Genomic DNA, 24999 nt, shown 5'->3' with positions numbered 1-24999 from the left:
ATGGCCGACAAGAAGCTTGAACTCGTCACGCTGACGGAGCGCCAGCAGAAGGCCCGGCGCAACCGCTCGGTAGCCATCGGCCTGGCGCTGGCGGTGCTTGTCGTCATCTTCTACATCGCGACCGTCGTGAAATTCGGTCACAACCTCACCGGAACGATGTGAGGCTCAAGATGAACCGCCAAACAGTGACCAATCCTCAAAAGAAGAACACCAACCGCGTCGTCGCCGGCGTCTGCATCGCCTTTTTCGGCGGCATGATCGGGATGGCCTATGCCGCGGTGCCGCTCTACGCGATGTTCTGCCAGGCGACCGGTTACGGCGGCACCGTGAAACGCGCAACGCAGCAATATGCCGACCGGGTGCTCGACCGCGATATCACCATCCGTTTCGACGCCAACACAGCCGGCGTGCCCTGGCAGTTCGAGCCGGTCGCCCGCTCCGTCACCATCAAGATAGGCGAGACGGCGCAGGCGCATTATAGCGCGACCAACAAGTTCGTCCGCGCCACGACGGCCCGCGCGACCTTTAATGTGCAGCCGGAATTTGCGGGGTCTTACTTCAACAAGGTTGAGTGTTTCTGCTTTACCGATACGACGCTGAAGCCTGGCGAGACGCTGGACATGCCGGTCGTGTTCTATGTAGATCCCGACATCGTCAATGCGCCGGAATTGAAGGACCTGAAGACGATTACCCTGTCCTACACGATGTTCCCGGTCGAGAAGAACGAGAAGACCAAGCCGGTGGCGTCGACAGTGCCGGCCGAAGGCACAAGCAACAAAGTTTCACATACCGAACGAAGCCTCGGGGGTTGATATGGCAGACGCGCACGCAAAACCACAACATGACTACCACCTCGTCGACCCGAGCCCGTGGCCATTCGTCGGCTCGGTCGGCGCGTTGGTCACCGCGATCGGCGGCGTCTGTTACATGCAGTATCTCAAGGGCGGCGATTTCCCGATCTTCGGCTTCAACATCGCCAATCCGTGGCTGTTCTTCATCGGCCTCTTGATCGTCATCTACACCATGTACGCCTGGTGGTCGGATACCATCAGGGAAGCGCATGAAGGCCACCACACGCGTGTTGTGTCGCTGCATCTGCGCTACGGCATGATCATGTTCATCGCTTCCGAGGTGATGTTCTTCGTCGCCTGGTTCTGGGCTTTCTTCGACGCCAGCCTGTTTCCCGGCGAGGCACAGCAATATGCCCGCGCCACCTTCACCGGCGGTGTCTGGCCGCCGAAGGGCGTTGAGGTCCTCGACCCCTTCCACCTGCCGCTCTACAACACCGTCATCCTGCTTCTGTCGGGCACTACGGTGACCTGGGCGCACCACGCGCTGCTTCATGGCGACCGCAAGGGGCTGATCAACGGCCTGGTGCTGACCGTCGGTCTCGGCATCCTGTTCACCATGGTGCAGGCTTACGAATACATGCACGCGCCGTTCGGCTTCAGGGATTCGATCTACGGCGCCACTTTCTTCATGGCGACCGGCTTCCACGGCTTCCACGTCATCATCGGCACCATCTTCCTGCTGGTCTGCCTGGTCCGCGCGATGAAGGGCGACTTCACGCCCAAGCACCATTTCGGCTTCGAGGCCGCCGCCTGGTACTGGCACTTCGTCGACGTAGTCTGGCTGTTCCTGTTCGCGTCGATCTATGTCTGGGCCTCGAGCGGCGCGGTCATCGAAGGCCACTGAAATCTTCCTGAGGAAATCGATGAGGCGGCTGCGGCGACGTGGCCGCCTTACCTTTTGGAGTGAAGGGCATTAAAGTATCGCAATGAGCGACGACAAGGCGATCTGGCCAGCAATCGATCCGATTTCGGCTGGCCTGCACGGCCGCTGCCCGCGCTGCGGCGAGGGCCGGCTGTTTTCCGGCTTCCTCACCGTCGGCGAACGCTGCGCCAATTGCGGCCTCGACTATTCCTACGCCGATGCCGGCGACGGTCCGGCGGTGTTCGTCATCCTGATCATCGGCTTCATCGTCGTCGGGCTGGCGCTGTGGATGGAGGTGACGCTCAGCCCGCCGCTCTGGCTGCATTTCCTGCTGTGGATACCGCTGACGCTGGTGCTTTGCCTGGGCGCGCTCAGGCTGATCAAGGGCGTGCTCCTGACGCTGCAATACCGCAATAAGGCGGCAGAGGGCAGGCTGGACCTCGGCGAATGAGCACGACATCCGCTTCGATTGCGGGCCGTTCGCGGCCGAAGACGGCATTGCTGCTTGGGCTTGGCCTCGTGCTGTTCTTCATCCTGCTGGCGCTCGGCACCTGGCAGTTCCAGCGCCTGTACTGGAAAGAGGGTCTTCTCCAGACCATCGACCAGCGCACGCACTCAGCGCCCGTGCCGTTGGCCGAGGTCGAAAAGCGGTTTGCTGCCAGCGGCGATGTGGATTACACGCCGGTGACGGCATCAGGCACCTTCCTGTATCAAGGCGAGCGACATTTCTTCGCGACCTGGGAAGGCCAGTCCGGTTTCGATGTCTTCACGCCCTTGCATCTGGAGGACGGGCGCTTCGTTCTGATCAATCGCGGCTTCGTGCCGTACGATCTCAAGGACGCAGCCAAGCGCCCGCAAAGCCAGGGTGCGGGCCAGGTGACGGTGACGGGGCTCGCCCGCAATCCGCTGCCGGCAAAGCCCTCGATGATGCTTCCCGACAATGATCCGCAGAAAAACATCTTCTACTGGAAGGATCGCGACGCCATGGCGGCCAGCGCCGGTCTGCCGGCAGGTGCGGGGCTGGTGCCATTCTTTATCGACGCGGACGCCACGCCGAACCCGGGCGGGCTGCCGGTCGGCGGCGTTACAATCATCGAGCTGCCGAACAGCCATCTGCAATACGCCGTAACCTGGTACGGCCTTGCCGCTGCCCTTGCCGGCGTCCTCATCTTCAGGCTTCGCCGCCCGGCGAAAGAAGAATGATCAGCACTGGTGCCCTTGACAGGGCAGGGGTGCGCACCTCATTTCGCGCCTTGAGTTCAAGACTTCAGTTCACGCTACGACCAACCGGCCGGGAATCATGCTTCACACGACGACAAAGCCACCGCTGACGATAAGGCTCTGCCAGCCGCGCGGCTTCTGCGCCGGCGTCGACCGCGCCATCCAGATCGTCGTCCTGGCGCTGAAGAAATACGGCGCGCCGGTCTATGTTCGCCACGAGATCGTGCACAATCGCTACGTCGTCGAGGGGCTGCAAAGCCTCGGTGCGGTGTTCATCGAGGAGCTCTCCGAGATACCGGCTGAGCATCGCCAGAGCCCGGTCGTCTTTTCGGCGCATGGCGTGCCGAAGTCGGTGCCGGCGGACGCCCAGGCGCGCAACCTCTTCTATCTCGACGCCACCTGCCCGCTGGTGTCGAAGGTCCACAAGCAGGCAATGCGCCATCAGCGGCTCGGCCGTCACGTGCTTCTGATCGGCCATGCCGGCCACCCGGAAGTGATCGGCACGATGGGGCAGTTGCCGGACGGCGCCGTCACCTTGATCGAGACCGAAGCCGATGCCGCGAATTTGGTGCCCGCCGACCCGCAGGCGCTCGGGTTCGTCACCCAGACGACGCTGTCGGTCGAGGACACCGCCGGCATCATTCGGGTGCTTAAGGATCGTTTTCCCGATTTGCATGCGGCGGCAGCGGAATCGATTTGCTATGCCACCACCAATCGCCAGGAAGCGGTCAAGGAGACCGCCGCGGGTGCCGATCTCTTCCTGATCGTCGGTGCTCCCAACTCCTCAAATTCGCGGCGTCTCGTCGAAGTGGCCGAACGCGCTGGCGCCTCGATGTCGCTTCTGGTGCAGCGCGCCTCCGAGATTCCATGGACCGAGATCGCCGGCATCTCGACGCTCGGCCTGTCGGCAGGTGCATCGGCGCCGGAAATCATCGTCGACGAGATCATCGATGCGTTCCGGCAGCGCTTCGAGGTAACCATCGAGCTGGCGGTGACGGCGACGGAAACCGAGGATTTTCCGGTGATGCGGGTGCTGCGCGACGTCGAGCTGACGGCCGCCGACATGGCTTTCGTCAACGGGGCCGCGTAAGGTTCATGGCGGTCTACACCGACGTCAACGAAGGCGAGCTCGGCGCGTTCCTGAAGGCCTATCCAGTCGGCGATCTCCTGTCCTACAAGGGCATAGCCGAAGGCACCGAGAACTCGAACTTCCTGCTGCACACGACCAGCGGCTCCTACATCCTGACGCTCTACGAAAAGCGCGTCGACAAGGCCGATCTGCCGTTCTTCCTCGGCCTCATGAGCCATCTCGCCAGGAAGGGCATTTCCTGCCCGCTTCCGGTGACCGCGCATGATGGCGACGTCATCGGAACGCTTGCCGGCCGGCCGGCGGTCATCATCACCTTCCTCGAAGGCGTTTCGCTGCGGCGGCCAACATCAGCGCACTGCGGCGAGGTCGGCAAGGCGCTGGCGGCGCTGCATCTGGCCGGCGCCGACTTTCCGATGACCCGTCCGAATGCCCTTGCCATCGATGGCTGGCGCAAGCTGTGGAGCGCCTCTCGCCCTCGCGCCGACGAGGTCGAGCCGGGACTGGCGGCCGAGGTCGATGCCGACTTCGCCGATTTCGAGAGGAACTGGCCGAACGGCCTGCCGGAAGGCATCATCCATGCCGATCTTTTCCCCGACAACGTCTTCTTCCTCGGCGAGAAACTGTCGGGGCTGATCGACTTCTATTTCGCCTGCAACGATCTCTACGCCTATGATGTCGCTACCTGCCTCAATGCCTGGTGCTTCGAGAAGGATTTTTCGTTCAACCTGACCAAGGGCACGGCGCTGCTTGCCGGCTACCAAAGCGTGCGGCCCTTGAGCGGCGAAGAGAAAGCTGCGCTGCCGATGCTGGCGCGCGGCTCGGCACTGCGCTTCATGCTGACCCGGCTTTACGACTGGCTGATCATTGCCAACGGCGGGCTGGTCGTGAAACGCGATCCGACCGAATATATCAGGCGTATGCGTTTCCACCGGGCGATCAAATCTCCTTCCGAATACGGACTGACATGACCAAGCGCGTCGAAATCTTTACCGATGGTGCCTGTTCGGGCAATCCGGGGCCTGGCGGCTGGGGGGCTGTCCTTCGCTTCAAGGGCGTCACGAAGGAACTGTCGGGCGGCGAGGCTGCTACCACCAACAACCGCATGGAACTTTTGGCCGCCATCTCGGCGCTCAATGCGCTGAAAGAACCCTGTGCGGTCGATCTTTATACCGACAGCAACTATGTCAAGGACGGCATTTTCAGCTGGATCGACGGCTGGAAGCGCAACGGCTGGAAGACCGCTGCCAGGCAACCGGTGAAGAATGCCGAACTGTGGCAGGCGCTCGACGAGGCGCGCAACCGTCATCAGGTGATCTGGCATTGGGTCAAGGGCCATGCCGGCCATCCGGAGAACGAGCGTGCCGACGAATTGGCGCGGCTCGGCATGGCGCCGTTCAAGAACAAGACGGCCAGGCCCGCGCCCGTTTCGGCTGGGGAAAACACCCAAGCCAAACAGCCGGCAGCCAGGAAATTGCGCCGCTCGACCCAAAGCTACTGACCAGTCTGGGCTACTGACCAGTCTGGACTACTGACCAGTCTGGTCCGCCATATTCAGCGGATCAGCAGCGCTGTGCCGAAAAGTCCGAGCGCGAACACAGTATGCGACACGAGGTTGAGGGCGCGGATCTGCATCGGGTTGGGGCGCTTTGACGCGGCCCAGCCGGCGCCCATGCCGGGCGCCAGCAGGAACCAGCCGGCGCCTACGGTGACGATGCCGAGGATGAAGGCCGGCAGGAAGGTCGGCGCGGCCAGCCACGCCGCTCCCGCCAAAACGGCCAGAACGATGCCGTAGACGATGCCGACAAGATAGTGGAAGGCCCAGCCCAGCGCCGATTCATACGCATAGGGTGCTGCCTCGCCGATATCGTCATGGAAGACCTTGCCGTCCCTCAGGTGCCAGACCCAGCGACCAACCAGTCCCCAGTTCGGCCGTGGCTGAGCAAACACCGTGTTCAGGAAAATCGCCCAGAGGTCCATGAGTGCCGTGGCGCCGATGCCGATCGCCACAGCGCGCCAGAAGTGGTCAAACATCATTGAGGTCCCTAAAAGCAGGCAATTCCTGAACAGCGTTCTTTGCACGCCCAATTGGACGCGCCGCGGCCGAAACGAGCGCGATAGTCAGGCCAAAGGACCGCGGCAACCTCGGCCTATGCTGTCGCCAAAACGGAAAGCTGTCCGAGAATGTGAGCAGCACCGGATTCATCAACGCCAGGCTTTGTCTCGAGATTGAGCGCGGCGACCTTGCCGTCGTCGACGATCATCGAAAACCGCTTCGAGCGCAGCCCCATGCCACCGCCGGAAAGGTCGGCGTCGAGGCCGATCGACTTGACGAAATCGCCATTGCCGTCGGCAAGATAGAGGATCTTGCCTTCACCGCCGCTGAAGCGGGCCCAGGCGCCCATCACGTGGACATCGTTGACGGCGACGACGGCAATGGTGTCGACGCCGCGCGCCAGGATGGCGTCGTAATTGTCCAGAAAGCCGGGCAGATGGTTGTTGGAGCAGGTCGGCGTGAAGGCGCCGGGAACAGCGAACAGCACCACCTTCTTTCCCGAGAAAATCTCGGCCGTCGTGATCGCTTTTGCGCCGTCGGCAGTCATCGTCTTGAAGGTCGCTTGGGGCAGCTTGTCGCCAACGGCAATCATCATCGTGGTCCTCGTTTTGACAAATGGAAGGGAGTGTCCTTGCGATAGCGAATTCAGCCGTTTCCCGCAACTGTCGGGGTGGCCGGAGCAAGGGATGTTCGATCTGAACATCCTTTGCTGGGGATCAAGGGAACGGCAGCAGGCCTTCGACGGCGCCGGCCGCAGTTGTCAGCGTGTAGTAAAGTCCGCCATCCGTCGGCGTCGTCGTCGGTCTGTCGAGGATCGGCACGGTAAACAGCAGCTTGCCGTCCTTTTCGCTGCGGGCCGGCACGCCGAACATGTAGTCCCGCTCGCCGGCGACGAAGAAATCCGCTGCTTTGGGATTGCCCGGAAAGCTCGCCTCGACAATCAGTGTCTCGCGGTCGCCCGGCAGGATCTTGACGCCGAAATCGGGTCTTGCGGGAGCAGGCAGCGTTGCAAGCGCCGCCTTCACCAAAGCGGCGTCTTCGACATTGTCCGGATCGGAGCCCGGATCGATGGTCAGCTTTGTTTGCACCGGGATGCAGATCGTCTCACAAATTCCGAGAAAGATATCGGCAACGATGACGGCCGGCTCGTTCGGCGCCGACAGCGTGAACGTTACCGGCAGCGAAACCGGATGGTCGTAGCCGGCCCATTTGCCGGAGCCGTCGTCGTGGCGCTGGGGTGGTGGAAACGAAAACGTCGCGTTGGCAATGTTGGTGCTGGCCGAGATATCGATTTGCGGCGGCACGCCCGCGTCGCCCGGATCGCGCCAGTAGGTTTTCCAGCCGGGCTTGAGCGAAATATCGAGGACGCCATGGATGCGTCCGGCTGTGTCGGGCTTGCCGCTCGTCACAAGGCGTACTTTGCCGCCTTCGCTTTCGTACCAGATCGACGAGGAGGCTGCGGCGGGAAGACCGGTTCCACATCCGACAGCGGCGCTGAGCAGCAGGACTTTCAAGCTTTGCATGGCGGCGATTTGAGCGTCCGTTCATGGCTGCGCAATGACTTCATGGCGTCGCTGCTATCATATTTGCGTGACCTCGGGCACAGCTTTGTGTGACCTCGGGCACAGCTTTGCGTGGCTTGGATGCACATCTGCGACCAAATCGCGCGCGGCGCATCTTTTCGGCGCTCCAGAAACGCGTTACGCTCCCCTCATGGACTTGTTGCGCCACAAGAAGATGGCTGCGGGACGCGGCTTTCTCGACGACCAGTTCCTGATTGCCATGCCCGGCATGAAGGACGACCGCTTCACGCGCTCCGTCATCTATATTTGCGCGCACAGCGACGAAGGCGCGATGGGCCTGGTCATCAACCAGACACAGCAGATGCTGTTTCCGGATCTGCTCGTGCAACTCGGCATCATGAACGAACAGGAGGCGATCCGCTTGCCCGCGCAGGCCCGCGACTTCGTCGTCCGCAACGGCGGACCGGTGGACCGCAGCCGCGGCTTCGTCCTGCATTCGGGCGACTACCGGGTGGAATCGTCGCTGGCCGTCTCCGACGACATTTGCCTGACCGCGACCGTCGACATATTGCGCGCCATTTCGTCGGGCCGCGGGCCTCGGCACGCGCTGATGGCGCTCGGCTATTCGGGCTGGGGCGCCGGTCAGCTGGAAAGCGAAATCGCCGAGAACGGTTGGCTGACCTGCCCGGCAAATGCGGAGCTTCTGTTCGATACCGACATCGAGCGCAAATACGACCGGATACTCGCTTCGATCGGTATCGACCTCGCGCATCTCAGTCTGGCCGCCGGTCACGCCTAATGCATGTCGCGCAAAAGTGTCTAGCGGTTTTGCGATAGCGACATGCATAAAACGACAACCTAAAGCGCGTCGCGTGAGGCCGATCAACGCGACGCGCTTTAGAGGTGAAAACCCGATACCTGGATGGTTACCGCCGCATTGCCATCGCCAGCCGTTTGCCCAGATCGTAGACGAGATTCTCGAAACCCGACGTCCAGGACAGGTCGGCCTGTTTCACGCGCGTTTCGACATCGCTGTATTTGCCGATGCGGGCTTCCAGGAAGGAGCGCAGGCGCTGGTGAAACTGGCCGACGGTGAGCTGTTTTCCCTCGGCCTTGAAGATCGCAGTGTTGAAGCGTGCCGCCTTGGGGAAGATTTTGCTGGCCGTGGCATTGGGCTTCTTATCGGCATTCGACAGGAGCGCTGCTGCCCCGTTGGTGCCAAGGAAATGGGGGAGGTAGAGATCCTTTTCATCCATGGCCTTCTCAAGACGAGCTTCGATGCGTTGCTTGGCCGCGAGAAGGTTCTTGGCCGCAAGTGCCGCCGACAGATAGGGATCGCGCCTGAATTCAAGGATGCGCTGTTCTTCGGCCTTGTCCTCGACGAAATGGTATTCGCGTTTGCCCTCGGGGCGGGTCCGGATCAGTTCCGCTTCGTCGCCCAAGCCGAATTCTGCACCGTACCTCTTCACCGCCTCGAGCCATGTCTGGTCGAGGAATTGCATAAGACCAAGCGCCGACCCTTTAGACGGGCGATTGTTGATGTCGAAGGAGGATTCCTTTTCGGCGATCGCAAAAAGCGTATCGGCAGGAAATTGGGTGTCCTTGGCTGCACGAAGGATTTCGCTGGCGATGTGCTGCGACACCTTGTACTCGCCGAACTCGTGCATCGACATGCCGATGACGATCTGTTCCGCGCCTTCGGAAAGGATGGAGACGGTGCCCTTCAATGCCTCGGCCAGTGTGCGTTCTCCCTCGCGTCCAGAGGTCGATATGGTGTCTGGATCGATGATGTCGAACTCGGGCGCGGCCGAGGGGAAACTCAGAGCCGAGAACGGAACAGCAGTGGCAACCGCGGCTTCGGTCACGCCGTTGACCAGGACTCCCGAATGGACCGGCCATGGCATGGCTGCCACTATCGCCGCCAGGCCAAGCCCCGCGATCCTTTTCGACAAAGGCCGTCCGCCCGAAAGGACGAAGGCTCCGCAAGCAAAGAATTCAAATGTTCTTTGGAGTGACGCCAGGTCCCCCTCCGTTCCTTGTCTAGCCGCCCAGATACTTTGGGGCAGGTCTATTTCCAACGTTGAGCCGTCAACGTCGAAAAAGACAAGAAGAACGGTCAGTGCTTCATTCAACTAGTCATGGATAATGGCGGCACAATGGCCACAGTGCGGCAAAATAATTCGAAATGTAAAACAAGATGGTTTTTATCGAGGGCTGCGTAGCCGATGCGTTGCTTGTGAAGCCTCTCGATTGCGAGCAGTAGTTTCCCTGAGGTGGTCTGCCCTCGACCGCAGCGGGGCAATCCTTTCGGTTCTCGAACGGCGAATGTGAATGAGCAGCCATTCTCCGCACAATACACGATCGAACCAGTTCTCCGCTGGTGAGAGATCATTTAGCCTTTGGCTGTCGCCAGATTGGTGCTGAGCTCGAAGGCCAGTCCCGTCCCGATGGTGTATGGCTGCAGCACGGGCGCACTCTCGCTCACGATCGCCTCCACGACGCGCTTGCGTTCCTGATCACCCAATTCCTTGGCTAAGGAACTCATCCCGACCAGCGCCATCGTATTCAAATGCAGGAAAGGTACGCCTTCCCCGAAATGGATGGTGCGCGAAACAATCCACGATCGGACCTCGTGGAAGCCGGCGTCTCGCAGCAGCGCCTCGAGTGGAGCCGCTTCCCCGAAGCTGTACCGTTGATCGGCGATGGCGCCCAAATGGCGCTCCGCGACGCGGCGCAGGTCGCGAAAGAACGGGATTTCGTCGTCCGGGCGCCACGTGGCGATCGCTAGCCTGCCGCCCTTCGTCAGCGCGCGACGCATCTGCGCAGCCGCCGCGGGTTTGTCAGGAAAGAACTGCAGTCCTTGCTGGCAGACGACCACGTCGAAGGTCTCACCACTACGCAGAGGCAACTCGCCGGCATTGCCCTGGCGCCAGTCGATGGCTGGTTCTACAGCCCGTGCCACTGCAAGCATGTCCGCGCTGACGTCGACACCGACGATATATCCGGCTCCACCGAGCCGCTCTCTAGCAACGCGCGCCACTATTCCTGTTCCGCAAGCGATATCGAGTAGCCGATCGCCCGAAGACAATTCCAACTCGTCAAGAGCCATCTCGGCCCATGGACGGAAGAGAGGGCCGACGAGCCACCGCTCGTACATCTCCGGGAAACTTACCTGGTTCATTGCGTAGCTGGGCAAGGTCATGATCGTCCTCCCTCAGGGCGCATGACTATGGCGGATCTACTTCACCGGCGCCAGCAGGTGCTCGCAAGGCGCGTTGGGCCACATTCGGCGCCATAGAATGACGTTTTGCATCGACGAGAAGCGAAAACCTTCGGCGGGCTTTGGACCAGCAGCCAGAGCGCTCCGTCGGGATGGCAACACTCTTCGCATCACGCGGCTTCGCCGCGTGCAAGGGCCGCCGCCTGCTCCAGGCTCACGCCCTTGACCAGGGGGTCAGCGTGCCGATGCACCAAGCGCCATTCCGCCTCTTCGCGGCGATAGACCAAGGTAACCCGCAGCGGCCAATCCTGGGCTGGCAGACCGCCGACCTCGACGTGCGGGCGTTCAATGATCGCGAGGACCACCATGTCGGCGGAACCATAGGCTTGAAGAAGTTCGTGCTTGAAGGTGCCGTTCTTGAAAAAGCGGCCCATCGCCTCGATCCGCTCGGCAGTCAGTTCAGACGCCCGCGTGGGCTTTCCTCCGAATGGAGACATCAGCAGGAAGTCCCCGGTATGTGGGATCACCTCGTAGTATTTCGTTATCTCCCCGAGCATCAGCGCCGAATTTGCTTCCGCAGACCGCTCGACGAGATCGGCAACCGTCTGGTCTATCGCAGGCTCCCCAAGAGCCTGTGCCGAGGCTTTCGTTGATCTTGCAGTTTCTGACAATGCCACGCCAGCGCTTGCTGCGGCGAGAAGGGAACGTCGTGATACTGGCATGCGGGTGCTCCTGCATCTGTTTCCGATGCGAAGCGCGCCTTGCGCTGCTCCGCTTGCTCAGGAGATCGCACTTCGATGATGCTGAATCCAGTGATATGATTTCATCGAAATGCTGAACAGGATTGATCTCAACCTCCTCGTTCTGTTTGAGATCGTGCACGACGAGTGCCACGTGGGCCGAGCGGCCGAAAGGTTGAATCTGACGCATCTCAAATCAGCATAGCTCAAGCCTCAGCGCTAAACGCCTAGCCTGGCCAATCGAACGTCTGGGCAGCTCGGACCATTGCCGCCGTCGCCGGGCTATAGGGCCGGCCGGGAACGCTAGCCAGGGACACCGTGCGTGCCACCGCGGGTTCGATCAGCGGACGCTGCAAAAGTTCAGGCGACGTCACCGAATATTCAGGCATGAAGGCGAAGCCGATCCGCGCCAGCACCATTGATTGGATCCAATCCTCGCGCTCGGAACGAAAGCGGGCATAAAGGCTGACGTTTCTTTCCCGGCACGCACCCATCACCAGGTCCCGCATTTCGCAGGACAGACGATCGACATAGGGTTCTTGAGAGAGATCGACCAACTTGATTGCATTGAGGCTCGCAAGCCGGTGATCCGGCGCGAACACGACGACGTAACGCTCACTGTAGAGATCATGGACGCGGAACGCCGCTCCCAATCCCTCCAGCGGATTGAGAACGGCAAGATCGAGATCGCCTTGCTCGAGCCTGTTTTTCAGTTCCTGGACGCTCGCCTCGCTAACTTCAAGCTCCACGCCATGATAGTCGCGCTGGAACTTTGCGAGGAACCGGGCGAGTTTCACATGGCCGATGGTCGACATGACGCCGAGGCGGATCGGCACCTGGTTGAGCAGCCTGAAATTGTCGGCAAGCGTTCTGGTTGCGTGGGCCTCCTGCATGATCTGCTGAAGATGCGGCAGAATGGAGCGCCCGAACTCACTCAGGAGGACGCGCTTTCCCTCGCGGTGGAACAAAGGCGCGCCAAGCTCATCCTCGAGCGTCTTGACAGCTTTGGTGAGCGCCGGTTGAGAGACATTGCAATCGGTGGCGGCCTTGGTGAAGTTCAGCATCTTCGCGGCGGCAAGCACGTAGCGGACCTGAAACATCTCCATGGCGAGCCTCCCGAGGCGGTTCCACGAAACGACATTGTAATCCTTTCATCGATAACTGTCGGCTATCGATCGATAGAAAAAATGTCGTTCTCTTTCGCCCGCAGCTGCGTTCAACTCCTGTGGTCACTTTTCACAGGAGGAGATCTGGAAATGACTGTCTACATGGTGGAACGCGACCTCAAGGGCATCAGCATGGAAGCTCTGGGAGATGCGCAGAAGGCGGCGATCAGCAAAGCCGCCGAGATGACCTCCAACGGCACCGACATCAGCTATCTGCGCTCGACCTTCGCACCGGAGGACGGGCGCTGCATGTGCCTGTTTGACGCTGCCTCCGATGTCGACGTGAAGCGTCTAAACGACGATGCGGGGCTGCCCTATCACAGAATCGTGCCGGCGCTCGATCTTACCCCATAGGGCCGGCGCGACCGGGCTCGTGATGGCTATCCGGGCCCGGTGTTCTTGCGGAGTTATGCAGCGCGCCAGATTGGATCTTTGGAACGACGGAAGGGCCAAGACGTTCGTGCTGCATCCGCCAGCCACACGCGTTGCCAGGAGAGTCGGAGCATGTTTGGCAATTCGGGCACCCTTCCTCTGCCTCGCCTGCTTGAGCGTCGTGTGGACACCCTTGCGCTGTCGTTCATGCGCCAGCGGCTCGGATCTCAGATGGACTTCTCGACCCCGCAGGGCGAGCCGGCGCTGTTGCCGCCCAACTCGGTGTCGTGGCGTATTTTCAAGAACCCGGTTGCGCTGTTCATCGGCGGGGTTACGGCGGTGCTGCTCGAATTGGCAGAGCCGCGGGTTCGCGACGCCATTTGGCAGCACAGCACATTCCGCTCCGACGCGCTCCGACGATTACGGCGCACCGGCCTCGCCGCCTTGGTCACGGTCTACGGTCCCCGGACCAAGGCCAAGGCCATGATTGAAGGTGTGGTCAGGATGCATGGGCGCGTTTCAGGCCGAACCAGCGAAGGTGAGCCATACCACGCCACCGACCCGGAGTTGCTGGACTGGGTGCAAGCGACGGCCGGGTTTGGCTTCATGGAGGCCTATCACGTCTACGTGCATCGATTGCGTTTTTTCGAACGGGATGCGATGTTTGCCGAGGCTCGCCCCGTCGCGCTTCTCTATGGTGCGGTTGACGCGCCCACGTCGCAGGCCGAGCTTTACGCGCTGTTCGACGTGATGAGGCAAAGACTCGTCGCATCGCCGATCGTCCTGGAATTCCTGCAGATCATGGAAGACGTTCCCGTCTTGCCGGGGGTGGCTCAACCGCTTCAGCGGCCATTTCTGAAGGCAGCTGTCGAGATCCTGCCCCGCTGGGTCCGCAAGCGGTTGGCACTCGGCGACCACTGGACGTTGAAGCCGTGGGAGCGTGCTTTTGTGAAGACGACGGCTGCAATCTGCGAGCGCATCGTGCTCCCTTCATCTCCGGCCGTCCAGTCGAGCCGTCGCCTCGGTCTTCCCGAGAACTATCTCTATCGCCGACAGAAGGCACCTAGACACGAGCAGCACGGTCGCGATCATGCGGGATTTGATGCCCGCATAAGGGAAAGCGACGGGTTAAAAGTGCGGCAATGGCCGCCCTAAGGGCGCGTATCTCGTGTTGGGGAATGTCCAGCGAAGGGCCCGAAAGCGACGATCAGCGGAGCCGGAAATTCCTATCATTTCGACCTGGCAGGCTGTCGGACATGCTCCGCTGGTAGCCGCCCAGCAAGTTCCCTCGCGATCCTGTTCAGGGCGTCGCGAGGCCGGTCCCGCGACGGGCCGCATCGACGCTCCACGCGCCGCCTCCCGCGAAAAAGAAGTACAGGAAGATGAAGCAGTAGAGGATCGACGAGTCGCCCTCGTTGACAACCGGAAAGAAGTTTTGCGGCGCATGCGCCATGAAATAGGCGACCGCCATGTTGCCGGACAGAATGAACGCGACGGGCCGGGTGAAGAGTCCGAGGGCAAGCAGCGCGCCTCCGATCAGCTCGATCAATGCCTGGATCACAATAAGCCCCGACAGTTGCATCGGCTCGGGCGCGGGCGGAAAATTGAAGAGCTTTTGAGTTCCGTGCTCCAGAAACAGCAGCGCCGACATGATCCTCACGACGCTTAACCACACCGGAGCCCAAGCAGAAATCTTGTCGAAATTCATCAGTTGGGCCTCCATCATGACCCGGTGATTCCGGGCAGCAGGCTGAATTATCAGCGGGTCCGCTCTTCGCACCGATTTCGCGAAGTCGGTATGATGCACAGCGCGAGCCGCAAACCAATACTCCCAGTTCACAGTCGCGTGACCTCTGGTCGTGCTATTGATGGAGTGCCGAGCCGCGGGAAGCGAGACCTTGCCGATGCGCTTCAGCGGGTGCCAATCGCCAGGCTCATGCCGCCCAAAAAGGGCAGCGGTTTTGGGACAACGACATGAACAAGATCAAGCCCGGGTCAGCGGATACTGTTCCTTCAGCGTCCTCAGCACCTGATCACCGGGCATCGGCGCGCCGAACATGAAGCTCTGCACATATTCGCAGCCCATCTGGCGCAGTTCGAGCGCATCGCTTTCGTCCGAAATGCCCTCGGCCACGACCGAAAGGCCAAGTTCATGCGCCATGTTGACCATCGATTTGAGCAGCACCGCGCGCTTCGGTGTCGTGTCGTCGACAAAGCTCTTGTCGATCTTGATCGTGTCGAAGGGAAAGCGCGTCAGATAGGCCAGCGATGAGTAGCCGGTGCCGAAATCGTCCAGCGACAGGCCGATGCCAAGCTTCTTCAGCTTGTTCAGCACATGGGCTGTCTGCTCGGGATTGTCCATCACCAGCGATTCGGTGAGCTCGAGTCGGAAACAGCGCGGCTTCAGATTGGCCCGCGCGATCACCGAGCGAACGTCGCTGACCAGATCGCGGCGGATGAGCTGTCGGCTGGACAGGTTGACCGAAACCGACAGCGGCGCGTCGCCGATCTGCTTTTGCCATCCCGCCAGATCTTCGGCGGCCTGCTGCATGGCGAACAAGCCAAGCTGCACGATCAGGCCGCAGCTCTCGGCGACCGGGATGAAATCGCCTGGCGGGATCATGCCGCGACGCGGATGGTCCCAGCGCAAAAGCGCCTCGAAGCCGGCAACGCTGCCGTCTTCCAGCCGCACGATGGGCTGGTAGGCGAGTGTGAATTCGCGCCGTTCGATGGCGCGGCGCAGGTCGGACTCGAACTGCAGCCGGTCGGTGCCGACGGTGCGGAAGGCGGGTCGGAACGGTTCGATCCTGTCGCCGCCAAAACGCTTGGCCTGGTGCATGGCAAGCTCGGCGTCCTTGACCATGTCCTCGGCCGAACTCTGCGCCGAGGTCCAGGTGACCAGACCGATCGAGCGAGCCCAACGCCGGAAGCGCTCCGGCGACCATTCCGGGTAGNGACCGATCGAGGCGGTCAGCACGATCTCGCGCTTGGCAAAGGTAATCGGATTGTTGATCGCATGCTTGATGGCATCGGCAACGGCTGCGATGCGGGCCGGGTCCTGCTCGGAAAGCAGCATCAGCGCGAACTGGTCGCCGGCAAAGCGCGACAGCGAATCCTTCGGCTTGAGCAGCCGGTGCAGCCGGCGCGCAACAGTGAGCAGGATGGTATCTCCGGCCGAGATGCCGAGCCCGTCATTGACCTGCTTGAACCGGTCGATGTCGATGACGAAGACGGTGGGACGGACCTTCTCTTCGGTGCGCGCGATCGAGATGATCGCCTCCAGCCGGTTCATAAGCAATTCCCGGTTCGGCAGGCCGGTCAGATTGTCGTGCACGGCATCGTGCAACAGCCTCTCCTCGGACTTCTTCTGCTCCGTCACGTCGACCATGGTGCCGACGCAGCGGATGACCTCGCCGTCCGATCCGATCACCGGCCGGGCGCGCAGCGAAAACCAGTGATAGTGCCCGTCGGCGCCGCGCAGGCGGAAATTCTGCGACACCCGGCCGCGCCGGTGTTCAAGCACCACGTCGAGCGTCGTTCGGAAGGTGTCGCGGTCGTCGGCATGGAGTACCGGCAGCCAGTTGCGGGCAGCGCCGCCCAGGCTGTCGGGCGCAAGGCCCAGCTGGATGCTGACATCCGGCCTGGTGACGACGCGGTCGCGCATCACGTCCCAGTCCCACACCGTGTCGCCCGATCCGGCCACGGCCAGCGCCTGCCGTTCGAGATCGGAGAACAGGCCCTGATGCAGCGCACCGCCGGCAAAGGCGTGCTGCATTACGGTGAAGCCGATGAGCAGGATGATGAGGATCAGCCCGCCGCCCAGTGCCGGCTGGGCGATGTCATTGTCGAGCATGCCGGTGATCGCCATCCACGACCCGCATAGCCACAACAGGACCATGACCCAACTGGGCACCAGCATGATGGCACGGTCGTAGCCGCGTATGCCGAGGAAGATGATCAGGCCGAGGCCGGTCAGCGCGGTAGCGGCGAAGGACAGCCTGGCGATGCCGGCGGCGACCGCCGGGTCGACGATTGCAACGCCGGCGATCAGCAGCAGCCCCAGAATCCAGACCAGAGCGCCGTAGCTGAAATGGCCGTGCCATCGGTTAAGGTTGAGATAGGCGAACAGGAACACCACGAACGTCGCTGCAAGCGCCACCTCCGTTCCGGCCCGCCACATCTGCTCGTTGCCGGGCGATATTTCCAGGACCTTGTTGAGAAAGCCGAAATCGATGCAGATGTAGGCGAGCACCGCCCAGGCGAGTGCTGCGGTTGCCGGGAACATCGAGGTCCCCTTGACGACGAAAAGGATGGTCAGGAACAGCGCCAGGAGGCCGGCGATGCCGATGACGATGCCGCGAAACAGCGTGTAGGAATTGACCGAATCCTTGTAGGATTCCGGCTCCCAAAGATAGACCTGCGGCAGTTTGGGCGACGCCAGTTCGGCAATGAAGGTGATCACCGTTCCGGGGTTCAGCGTCACCCGGAACACATCAGCGTCGGGGCTGCTCTGGCGGTCAAGCGCGAAGCCCTCGCTGGGCGTGATCGCGGCAATGCGGGTCGAGCCGAGATCCGGCCAGAAGATACCGGAATTCACCAGCCGGAAATGCGGTGCGACGATCAGCCTGTCGAGCTGCTGGTCGGTGGTGTTGGCAAGCGCGAACACCGCCCAGTCGCCGGTCGAGCGCGCATCATTGGCCTCGACCTCGATGCGCCGCACGATGCCGTCCGGTCCCGGAGCAGTCGACACCTGAAAATTCTCGCCCTGGTTGCGGTATATTTCGACGGCACCCGAAAGGTCGAGCGCCACATCGTCGCGGGCAATCTTGATCGGTTCGACGGCGAAGGCCGAAGACGCCGCGCAGAGCACGACGATTGCCGTCAGCACAAAGGCGAACAACGACCCGATTCGCAGGAAATTCGTCAAAATCAGTCCTTCGTTTCCGCGCCCGGCGGATCGTCCTCGATCCGGGCGTAGAGGTAGTGGTCCTGCCAGATGCCGTTGATCCTGAGATAGGATCGGAGAAGTCCTTCGCGCCGGAATCCGGCTTTTTCAAGCACGCGGATCGACCGGGCGTTGTCGGGAATACAGGCAGCTTCGATCCGGTGCAACCTCAGCGTATCGAAGGCGAAGCGCGTCACCACCTTGACCGCGTCGGTCATCAGGCCACGGCCGCTGTAGCGCTCGCCGATCCAGTAGCCGATATGGCCGCTTTGCGCGACGCCGTGGCGGATATTGCCGAGGGTGATTCCACCGACAAGCTTGCCGTTGCTTTTGTCGAAGATGAAGAAGGCTATGGCCGTTCCCTGCGCATAGTCTTCGCGATAGCGGCTGAGGCGATGCCGCCAGGCCGTGCGGTCGAGCTCGTCGGGGTTCCAGCGCGGTTCCCACGGCTCCAGGAAGGCGCGGCTTTCCCCGCGCAGCACCGACCATTCACGATAGTCGTTGGTCAGCGGCACGCGCAGCGTGACCCGGTCACCCTTCAGTGCCGGCAGGTCACGGCGAAAGAAAGGGAGCGCGAACATGACGCTTTGATGGACTTAGCCGGCGAGCTTTCGGGCCGTGGTCTGCGTGCCCGAAAGCGACTCGAGGACCGCCTCATAGGGAGCGAGCGTGCCCACCGGTCCGACGGCAGTCAGCGTCGGCTTGGTCGAAAACAGCCGTGACGACAGGTCCGTTAACCGCTCGACCGTCAACGCCGACAGCCGTTCCATCAGCTCTTCCTTGGCGATCGGCCGGCCGAACAGAAGCATTTGCCGGGCGATCTGCGAGGCGCGGCTGGCTGGGCTTTCGGCAGACATGATCAGGCCTGCACGGTACTGGGCGCGTGCCCGGTCGAGTTCCTCCTGCAGGATGTTCTCGCCGACCTTCTGCAACTCGCCGATGACCACCGGCACCAATTCGGCGATATCGCTCTGCCCGGTCGCGGCATGGACGCCGAATATGCCGGTATCGGAAAAACCCCAGTGGAATGCATAGACCGAATAGCACAGCCCGCGCTTTTCGCGGACCTCCTGGAAAAGACGCGACGACATGCCGCCGCCAAGGATCATCGACAGGACCTGCGAGGCGTAGAAGTCGCGTACATGATAGGCGCGGCCCTCGAACCCCAGCACGATCTGCGCGTCCATCAGGTCGCGGTCCTCGCGGAAATCGCCGCCGACATATTGCGCATATTGCGGCATGGTGTTGTCGGACTTGCTGCGGAAACCGCCGAGATGCTTCTCGACCTCGCGCACGAAGTTGTCGTGCTTGATGTCGCCGGCGGCAACGACCACCATGCGCTCGGCGCCATATTGCCGTTCGATGAATTTGTGCAATTGCTTCGAGGTGAAGGATTTGACGGTTTCCGGCGTGCCGAGGATGGAGCGGCCGATCGTCTGGTGGCGGAAGGCCGTCTCGGTGAAGTGGTCGAAGACGACGTCGTCGGGTGTATCGTGTGCGGCGCCGATCTCCTGCAGGATCACATGCTGCTCGCGCTCCAGCTCCTGCGGGTCGAACTCGGATTCCTGCAGGATGTCGGACAGGATATCGACGGCCAGGGGCACGTCGTCGCTCAGCACCCTGGCATAATAGGAGGTGGTCTCGACACTGGTGGCGGCATTGATCTCGCCGCCGACATCCTCGATTTCGGAGGCGATCTCGAAGGCGCTGCGCCTTCTGGTTCCCTTGAACGCCATGTGTTCAAGCAGGTGGGCCATTCCGTGCTCTTCGCTACGCTCATTGCGGGCGCCTGATTTGATCCAGGCGCCAAGAGCGACGGATTCGAGGCTTGGAAGGGTTTCGGTGGCGACTGTCAGGCCGTTCGACAGACGGCTTACCTCAACACCCATATAGCTGATACTCCCTAATTTGCCGCCCGCGTGTGGCGGCTAACATAATCTTCCACCATTTTCAGGTCGGATGGAAGTACCGTGTATTTTTCCTCTGAAGTCATCAACCCGCCTAGCCATGCGGGCAGGGCAGGCGACACGCCGCTGGACGCTTCGACGGCGGCGGGGAACTTTGCCGGATGGGCGGTGCCCAGCACCACCATCGGCACGGCATTGGTGGCTTTTGCAACCGCAACGTGCATGGCCGCGGCCGTGTGCGGGTCGAGCAGATAGTTGCTGGCTGCGAGCGTCGAGCGGATCGTGGCGGCGACTTCGTCCATGGTCGAGCGGCCGGCGTCGAATTCGGAGCGGATCCTGGCGATCTCGCCGGCTTCGATGGTGAAGGCGCCGGACTGCTTGAGGCCGCTCATGTAGCGCCGCACGGTAGAGGCGTCGCGGCCGGCCGCCTCGAACAGCAAGCGCTCGAAATTCGAAGAGACCTGGATGTCCATCGACGGCGACGTGGTCGAAAAGACGCCTTTCGTGCGGTACTCGCCGCTCGACAGCGTGCGCGCCAGAATGTCGTTGTCGTTGGTTGCGATGATCAGCCGCTCGATCGGCAGCCCCATCTTCTTGGCGGCGTAGCCGGCGAAGATGTCGCCGAAATTGCCGGTCGGCACCGTGAACGAAATCGGCCGGTCGGGCGCGCCGAGCGACAGCGCCGATGAGAAGTAATAGACGATCTGGGCCATGATGCGGGCCCAGTTGATCGAATTGACGCCGGACAGCGATACCCGGTCGCGAAAACCGTGATCGTTGAACATGTCCTTCACCAGGCCCTGACAATCGTCGAAATTGCCTTCGACCGCCAGCGCATGGACATTTACGGCGATGGACGTCGTCATCTGCCGCTGCTGCACCGGCGAGACCCGGCCGTGCGGGAAAAGAACGAAGATGTCGGTGCGGTTGCGCCCGGCGAAGGCATCGATGGCGGCCCCGCCGGTATCGCCGGAGGTGGCGCCGACAATGCTGGCGCGCTGGTTGCGTTCGGCAAGCACATGGTCCATCAGCCGGGCGAGAAGCTGCATGGCGACGTCCTTGAAGGCAAGCGTCGGGCCATGGAAGAGTTCCAGAATGAACACGTTCGAGCCGGTCTGCACCAGCGGGCAGACCGCCTCGTGACGGAACGTCGCATAGGCTTCGCGCACCAGGCGTTCGAACACCGGCATCGCGATCTCGCCGCCGAGAAACGGCGACAGCACGCGGATGGCGAGGTCGGGATAGGCAAGGCCGCGCATCGCGCGGATCTCAGCTGCCGAAAACTGCGGCCAGGTTTCAGGGACATAAAGTCCGCCATCGCGCGCCAAACCCGCCAGCACAGCGTCGGAAAATCCAAGCACGGGCGCTTCCCCGCGGGTACTCACATAACGCATCGTCATGTTCCATTGCTGCCGGGCGGTATTGTCCGCGGCAAAGTGGTTAATTTCCGTACTTGCTCAGTCGCATTTTTGCCGCGCGGTTGATATACGTCACCCGCTTTGCGAGAGGGAAGTGCAGTTCATGGCGTTTCATACATTTAACGGTCGTTTTGTCGCGGGTCTGGCGCTCGCCGGCTTTATGCTTACCGCCGCAGGCTGCCAATCAGGCGGCAGCAGCATGCTGGGCTTCGGAAAGAAGGACACGACACCGCCACCACCGCCGGACCCCAAGGTTCTCGCCAGCCAATTGCTGGCCTATTGTCCGAAAGTGACGCTGCGCGACGGCACCGCCTTCTTCAATACCTATGCCAAGGGCAGTCAAAAGCTCAAGAAAAAAGCCGCCACCCTGGATGCGGAAGCTGCTGCGCTTGACGCGAGCAGCGGCCAGCAGGATGATTCCGCCAAGATCGTCTATCAGGCCTCGATCACCGATGTGACCCGCGACTGCATCCGCGCCAACGGCTCGCTGACGATGAAGATCGCCGTCGCCGGCAAGGTCGTTCCGGGACCGATGTTCAGCCCTGGCACCATCACCATGCCGATCCGTATCGCTGTGATGCATGGCAAGGAGGTCCTTTACTCGCAGCTTCACCAACATCAGGTCCAGGTTACCAATCCCTCGAGTGCCACCCAGTTCGTCTTCACCGATTCGAACGTTGTCGTTCCCGAACCCACCGCGCGGGACTATCAGGTGTTCGCCGGCTATGACGAAGGCCCGCCGAAGAAGACTGACAAGAAGGTTGCCGCGGCCGAATAGCCGCGGCTTTGGATCTGCGCGTCCATTTGGACGCCTGCTTCACGCATCCGCCGACCACTCCGACAGGGCGGAGATCACGCTTTTCAGTTCCGCCCAGCGGCGGATGACCGTTTCGGCGCCGGCCTCGGTCAGCGCGTCGGCATGGCCGGGATAGCTGTGCGCCGCTCCGGTGAAGCCGATCACACGCATGCCGGCTGTCCTGGCGCCGGTCACGCCATGCACGGAATCCTCGATGACGAAGGTGTTCGCCGGATCGGCCTGGAGCTTTGCCGCGGCAAAGAGAAACACGTCGGGCGCCGGCTTGGATTTTCCGCTAGGTGTTTCCAGCGAGGAAAAAATCCGGCCGCTGAAAAACGGCAGCAGATGCACCTTCTCCAACATGAATTCGATCCGCTCGGTGCGCGAATTCGAGCAGATGCAGCGCGGCGCCGTCACCGCGGCGACCGCCTCGTGCACCCCGTCGACGGCGCGCACGTCGCTGCGCAGCCGGCGGTCGACCAGGTCTTCGGCGCGATCGATCAGCGAGGCTTGGAATGGGACGCGGGATTTTTCCTCGACCCGCATCATGATGTCCTTGAAGGTCAGCCCGGCATAGGTCTCGGAAATCTCCTCGGCCGATATCTCGTAGCCGGCCGACGTCAAAAGCTCGGCCTCGATGCGCGCGGCGATGATTTCGGAATCGACGAGCACGCCGTCGCAATCGAAGATGACAAGGTCTGGCTGGGGCATAGCGATCCGAAAAGCGGGAGGGAGGAGGCTGGGACGGTTCAGGCGGCGCGGCATACACCAACAGGCGGATCTTCGCAAATTACCCGGGGTCCGCACCCTCGGCCTTCACCGAATATTTACGCTGATCGGTAACCATAACAGGGAGTAAACAGTAACGCGTGCTTTGGGTGTCACAATGTCTGCCGTGCGTCTTCTCGACGAGCTTTCCCATGCTCCCCAGCAATCCGAATGGCTCGATACGATCCTGAAGGGCGATTGCGTCGCCGCGCTCGACCGGCTGCCCGAAAAATCCATCGACGTGATCTTTGCCGATCCGCCCTACAATCTGCAGCTCGACGGCGATCTGCACCGGCCCGACCAGTCCAAGGTCGATGCCGTCGACGACGACTGGGACCAGTTCGCAAGTTTTGAGGTCTACGACGCCTTCACCCGGGCCTGGCTGCTGGCGGCGCGCCGCGTGTTGAAGCCCAACGGCACCATCTGGGTCATTGGCTCCTACCACAACATTTTCAGGGTCGGCGCCAAGATGCAGGATCTGGGGTACTGGATCCTCAACGATGTCGTCTGGCGCAAGACCAATCCGATGCCGAATTTCCGCGGCCGCCGCTTCCAGAACGCCCATGAGACGATGATCTGGGCCTCGCGCGATCAGAAGGGCAAGGGTTACACCTTCAACTACGAAGCGCTGAAGGCGTCGAACGACGACATCCAGATGCGGTCCGACTGGCTGTTTCCGATCTGCACCGGCGCTGAGCGCCTCAAGAACGAAAATGGCGACAAGCTGCATCCGACGCAGAAGCCCGAAGCGCTGCTCGCCCGCATCATGATGGCCTCGACGAAGCCCGGCGATATCGTGCTCGATCCCTTCTTCGGCTCCGGCACCACCGGCGCCGTGGCCAAGCGCCTCGGCCGCCATTTCGTCGGCATCGAGCGCGAGCAGGCCTATATCGACGCCGCCAACGAGCGCATCGATGCAGTCCGGCCGCTGGACGGCGCTGCTCTTACCGTGCTTACCGGCAAGCGCGCCGAGCCGCGCGTCGCTTTCGTCAGCCTCATCGACACCGGGCTGATGCTGCCGGGCGCCACGCTCTACGACGCCAAGAAGCGCTGGGCGGCCAGGGTGCGCGCCGACGGCACTGTGGCGGTCGGCGGCAGCGCCGGATCGATCCACAAGATCGGCGCGGAAGTGCAGGGGCTGGATGCCTGCAACGGCTGGACCTTCTGGCACTATGAGCGCAGCGGCGGCCTGACCCCGATCGACGAGCTTCGCCGCATCGCCCGCCTCGGCATGGAGCGGGCAGGGGCCTGACGATAACCGCTACAGAGGTCTCGTTGCACGTCGTTCTCATGCGGCGCGCAGGCCGAGGTAACGAACCATCGGGTCGAAGTCTCGGTCATCATGCAACAGCGCGTGTCCGCCCAGGATGCAGAATGTGCCGATAATCATATCGACTGTCTTGCGGATGGTGATGCCCCGCTGCCGGAGCATGCGGTAGTTTCGGGCAGCTTCGACTGCCGTCGCCGGATCCAGCATCGGAACGATGGCGAATTGTCGGAGGTTCCGCTCGATCAGTTGGGCATGCGGTTCGTTGAGCGCGCCTTGCAGCACTTCCAGCAGGATCAAGTCTCCGACCAGAATCTCCTGTGTGTCATCGAGATGCCTGAGCTTGCCGACCGAGACGCTGTCCGTATTGCGGAGATGGGCGATCCACACGGAACTGTCGACGACGATCATCGCTGCCGATCGGGCGAACGGCCTTCCCGCATGGCGTCGAGATCGCCCTCCCAGCCGGCGCCAGCAAGGGCGGCGATAGCCATATCCTGCCTGTGCCGGCGCACCAGACTGCGCAGCGCCGCCTCAATCGTCGCTTTCTTGGTCTTGAGGCCGGAGGCGGCCATGGCCTCCGCGATCAATTCGTCGTCGAGTTCGATGTTGGTTCGCATGGTGCTTCTCGATGTGTATAGATTGGACTAAATATACACATTCTGCTCCTGACCAACAAGCCGTCACGACGAAAGAGAGGACATCTTCGACACCTAGTGGTCAGAATCTGATGGAGTGGATGCCCCCTCCCGACGGCATCGCGATGTGCCAGTTTGGTGATTGCCAGAATCGACCAAGAC

The 24999-nt window shown here is 61.7% G+C and carries 28 protein-coding genes and 1 pseudogene; 14 read left to right on the top strand and 15 right to left on the bottom strand.

Annotated elements, in window-relative coordinates; translation table 11 throughout:
- The 8 genes from X738_RS82655 (at nt 1) to rnhA (ending at nt 5522) form a co-directional block, all read left to right on the top strand.
- Entirely contained in the window at nt 1–162 is a 162-nt protein-coding gene (locus X738_RS82655; RefSeq protein ID WP_077381685.1) for a hypothetical protein, read from the top strand.
- Nucleotides 163–170: 8 nt separating this feature from the next.
- Nucleotides 171–812: a cytochrome c oxidase assembly protein gene (locus X738_RS58360; protein ID WP_031254967.1), complete on the top strand. Its 642-nt coding sequence runs from the start codon at nt 171–173 to the stop codon at nt 810–812.
- A 1-nt stretch (nt 813) separates the two neighbouring features.
- Complete coding sequence (locus X738_RS58355; RefSeq protein WP_023799321.1) at nt 814–1695, top strand: cytochrome c oxidase subunit 3; 882 nt, start codon at nt 814–816, stop codon at nt 1693–1695.
- 82 nt (nt 1696–1777) lie between these two features.
- On the top strand, nt 1778–2164 hold the full coding sequence (locus tag X738_RS58350) for a DUF983 domain-containing protein (protein ID WP_023799320.1): 387 nt from the start codon (nt 1778–1780) through the stop codon (nt 2162–2164).
- On the top strand, nt 2161–2916 hold the full coding sequence (locus X738_RS58345) for an SURF1 family protein (protein WP_023799319.1): 756 nt from the start codon (nt 2161–2163) through the stop codon (nt 2914–2916). The genes X738_RS58350 and X738_RS58345 overlap by 4 nt, the downstream gene beginning before the upstream one ends.
- A gap of 97 nt (nt 2917–3013) precedes the next feature.
- The gene (gene ispH / locus X738_RS58340; protein ID WP_023799318.1) at nt 3014–4024 is read left to right on the top strand and encodes a 4-hydroxy-3-methylbut-2-enyl diphosphate reductase; all 1011 of its coding nucleotides are present in this window, start codon (nt 3014–3016) and stop codon (nt 4022–4024) included.
- 5 nt (nt 4025–4029) lie between these two features.
- Complete coding sequence (locus X738_RS58335) at nt 4030–4992, top strand: homoserine kinase (protein ID WP_023799317.1); 963 nt, start codon at nt 4030–4032, stop codon at nt 4990–4992.
- Nucleotides 4989–5522, top strand: coding sequence for a ribonuclease HI (rnhA, locus tag X738_RS58330; RefSeq protein WP_023799316.1), 534 nt, complete (start codon nt 4989–4991; stop codon nt 5520–5522). Before X738_RS58335 ends, rnhA begins: the two co-directional genes overlap by 4 nt.
- A 53-nt stretch (nt 5523–5575) precedes the next feature.
- Here rnhA and X738_RS58325 read toward each other — a convergent pair whose 3' ends face one another.
- The 3 genes from X738_RS58325 to X738_RS58315 form a co-directional block, all read right to left on the bottom strand.
- The gene (locus X738_RS58325) at nt 5576–6055 is read right to left on the bottom strand and encodes a DUF2938 domain-containing protein (RefSeq protein ID WP_031254965.1); all 480 of its coding nucleotides are present in this window, start codon (nt 6053–6055) and stop codon (nt 5576–5578) included.
- A 116-nt stretch (nt 6056–6171) separates the two neighbouring features.
- Nucleotides 6172–6672: a peroxiredoxin gene (locus tag X738_RS58320; protein ID WP_023799314.1), complete on the bottom strand. Its 501-nt coding sequence runs from the start codon at nt 6670–6672 to the stop codon at nt 6172–6174.
- Nucleotides 6673–6793: 121 nt separating this feature from the next.
- Complete coding sequence (locus tag X738_RS58315; protein ID WP_023799313.1) at nt 6794–7600, bottom strand: protein-disulfide reductase DsbD domain-containing protein; 807 nt, start codon at nt 7598–7600, stop codon at nt 6794–6796.
- 190 nt (nt 7601–7790) lie between these two features.
- Here X738_RS58315 and X738_RS58310 point away from each other — a divergent pair, with 190 nt between their 5' ends.
- A complete protein-coding gene (locus tag X738_RS58310; protein WP_023799312.1) occupies nt 7791–8399 on the top strand; it encodes a YqgE/AlgH family protein in 609 nt (202 codons plus the stop codon).
- Nucleotides 8400–8526: 127 nt separating this feature from the next.
- On the opposite strand, the gene X738_RS58305 is transcribed toward X738_RS58310, so the two are convergent.
- From X738_RS58305 to X738_RS58295, 3 genes are all read right to left on the bottom strand, one after another.
- Nucleotides 8527–9552, bottom strand: coding sequence for a transglycosylase SLT domain-containing protein (locus X738_RS58305; protein ID WP_023799311.1), 1026 nt, complete (start codon nt 9550–9552; stop codon nt 8527–8529).
- Between the two features lie 440 nt (nt 9553–9992).
- Nucleotides 9993–10802, bottom strand: coding sequence for a class I SAM-dependent methyltransferase (locus tag X738_RS58300; RefSeq protein WP_023799310.1), 810 nt, complete (start codon nt 10800–10802; stop codon nt 9993–9995).
- 188 nt (nt 10803–10990) lie between these two features.
- Nucleotides 10991–11497, bottom strand: coding sequence for a nuclear transport factor 2 family protein (locus X738_RS58295; protein ID WP_245277665.1), 507 nt, complete (start codon nt 11495–11497; stop codon nt 10991–10993).
- A 154-nt stretch (nt 11498–11651) separates the two neighbouring features.
- On the opposite strand from X738_RS58295, the pseudogene X738_RS87000 reads away from it, so the two are divergent.
- A pseudogene (locus tag X738_RS87000) lies at nt 11652–11747 on the top strand (LysR family transcriptional regulator); the annotation flags it as partial.
- A 40-nt stretch (nt 11748–11787) separates the two neighbouring features.
- On the opposite strand, the gene X738_RS58290 reads toward X738_RS87000, so the two are convergent.
- Complete coding sequence (locus tag X738_RS58290; RefSeq protein WP_023799308.1) at nt 11788–12666, bottom strand: LysR family transcriptional regulator; 879 nt, start codon at nt 12664–12666, stop codon at nt 11788–11790.
- 150 nt (nt 12667–12816) lie between these two features.
- On the opposite strand from X738_RS58290, the gene X738_RS58285 reads away from it, so the two are divergent.
- Nucleotides 12817–13080, top strand: coding sequence for a DUF4242 domain-containing protein (locus X738_RS58285; RefSeq protein WP_023799307.1), 264 nt, complete (start codon nt 12817–12819; stop codon nt 13078–13080).
- 150 nt (nt 13081–13230) lie between these two features.
- Nucleotides 13231–14253 carry an oxygenase MpaB family protein gene (locus X738_RS58280; protein ID WP_023799306.1) on the top strand — a complete coding sequence of 341 codons (1023 nt, stop codon included), beginning with the start codon at nt 13231–13233 and terminating at the stop codon, nt 14251–14253.
- Nucleotides 14254–14398: 145 nt separating this feature from the next.
- Here the strand turns inward: X738_RS58280 and X738_RS58275 are convergent, their stop codons facing one another.
- The 5 genes from X738_RS58275 to thrC form a co-directional block, all read right to left on the bottom strand.
- Nucleotides 14399–14806 (bottom strand): DoxX family protein, encoded by a 408-nt coding sequence (locus X738_RS58275; RefSeq protein WP_031254957.1) that lies wholly within the window; start codon nt 14804–14806, stop codon nt 14399–14401.
- Nucleotides 14807–15082: 276 nt separating this feature from the next.
- A complete protein-coding gene (locus X738_RS58270; protein ID WP_023799304.1) occupies nt 15083–18025 on the bottom strand; it encodes an EAL domain-containing protein in 2943 nt (980 codons plus the stop codon).
- A 2-nt stretch (nt 18026–18027) separates the two neighbouring features.
- On the bottom strand, nt 18028–18624 hold the full coding sequence (locus X738_RS58265; RefSeq protein ID WP_023799303.1) for a GNAT family N-acetyltransferase: 597 nt from the start codon (nt 18622–18624) through the stop codon (nt 18028–18030).
- A gap of 15 nt (nt 18625–18639) precedes the next feature.
- The gene (locus X738_RS58260) at nt 18640–19932 is read right to left on the bottom strand and encodes a M16 family metallopeptidase (protein ID WP_023799302.1); all 1293 of its coding nucleotides are present in this window, start codon (nt 19930–19932) and stop codon (nt 18640–18642) included.
- 14 nt (nt 19933–19946) lie between these two features.
- On the bottom strand, nt 19947–21344 hold the full coding sequence (gene thrC, locus X738_RS58255) for a threonine synthase (RefSeq protein ID WP_023799301.1): 1398 nt from the start codon (nt 21342–21344) through the stop codon (nt 19947–19949).
- A gap of 127 nt (nt 21345–21471) precedes the next feature.
- Here thrC and X738_RS58250 point away from each other — a divergent pair, with 127 nt between their 5' ends.
- Nucleotides 21472–22146: a hypothetical protein gene (locus X738_RS58250; protein ID WP_023799300.1), complete on the top strand. Its 675-nt coding sequence runs from the start codon at nt 21472–21474 to the stop codon at nt 22144–22146.
- 39 nt (nt 22147–22185) lie between these two features.
- Here X738_RS58250 and X738_RS58245 read toward each other — a convergent pair whose 3' ends face one another.
- Entirely contained in the window at nt 22186–22875 is a 690-nt protein-coding gene (locus X738_RS58245; protein WP_027152381.1) for an HAD family hydrolase, read from the bottom strand.
- A 175-nt stretch (nt 22876–23050) separates the two neighbouring features.
- Between X738_RS58245 and X738_RS58240 the strand changes: the two genes are divergently transcribed.
- On the top strand, nt 23051–24184 hold the full coding sequence (locus tag X738_RS58240) for a site-specific DNA-methyltransferase (RefSeq protein ID WP_023799298.1): 1134 nt from the start codon (nt 23051–23053) through the stop codon (nt 24182–24184).
- 36 nt (nt 24185–24220) lie between these two features.
- Here the strand turns inward: X738_RS58240 and vapC are convergent, their stop codons facing one another.
- The gene (vapC, locus tag X738_RS58235; protein WP_023799297.1) at nt 24221–24610 is read right to left on the bottom strand and encodes a type II toxin-antitoxin system VapC family toxin; all 390 of its coding nucleotides are present in this window, start codon (nt 24608–24610) and stop codon (nt 24221–24223) included.
- A complete protein-coding gene (locus X738_RS58230) occupies nt 24607–24819 on the bottom strand; it encodes a type II toxin-antitoxin system VapB family antitoxin (protein ID WP_023799296.1) in 213 nt (70 codons plus the stop codon). The genes vapC and X738_RS58230 overlap by 4 nt, the downstream gene beginning before the upstream one ends.
- Between the last annotated feature and the right edge of the window lie 180 nt (nt 24820–24999).

The organism is Mesorhizobium sp. L48C026A00, from assembly GCF_000502375.1.
GTDB classification, from domain to species: Bacteria; Pseudomonadota; Alphaproteobacteria; order Rhizobiales; family Rhizobiaceae; genus Mesorhizobium; species Mesorhizobium muleiense.
The sequence above is the reverse complement of the archived record's forward strand: the minus strand, read 5'-3'. Positions and strand labels throughout refer to the sequence as shown.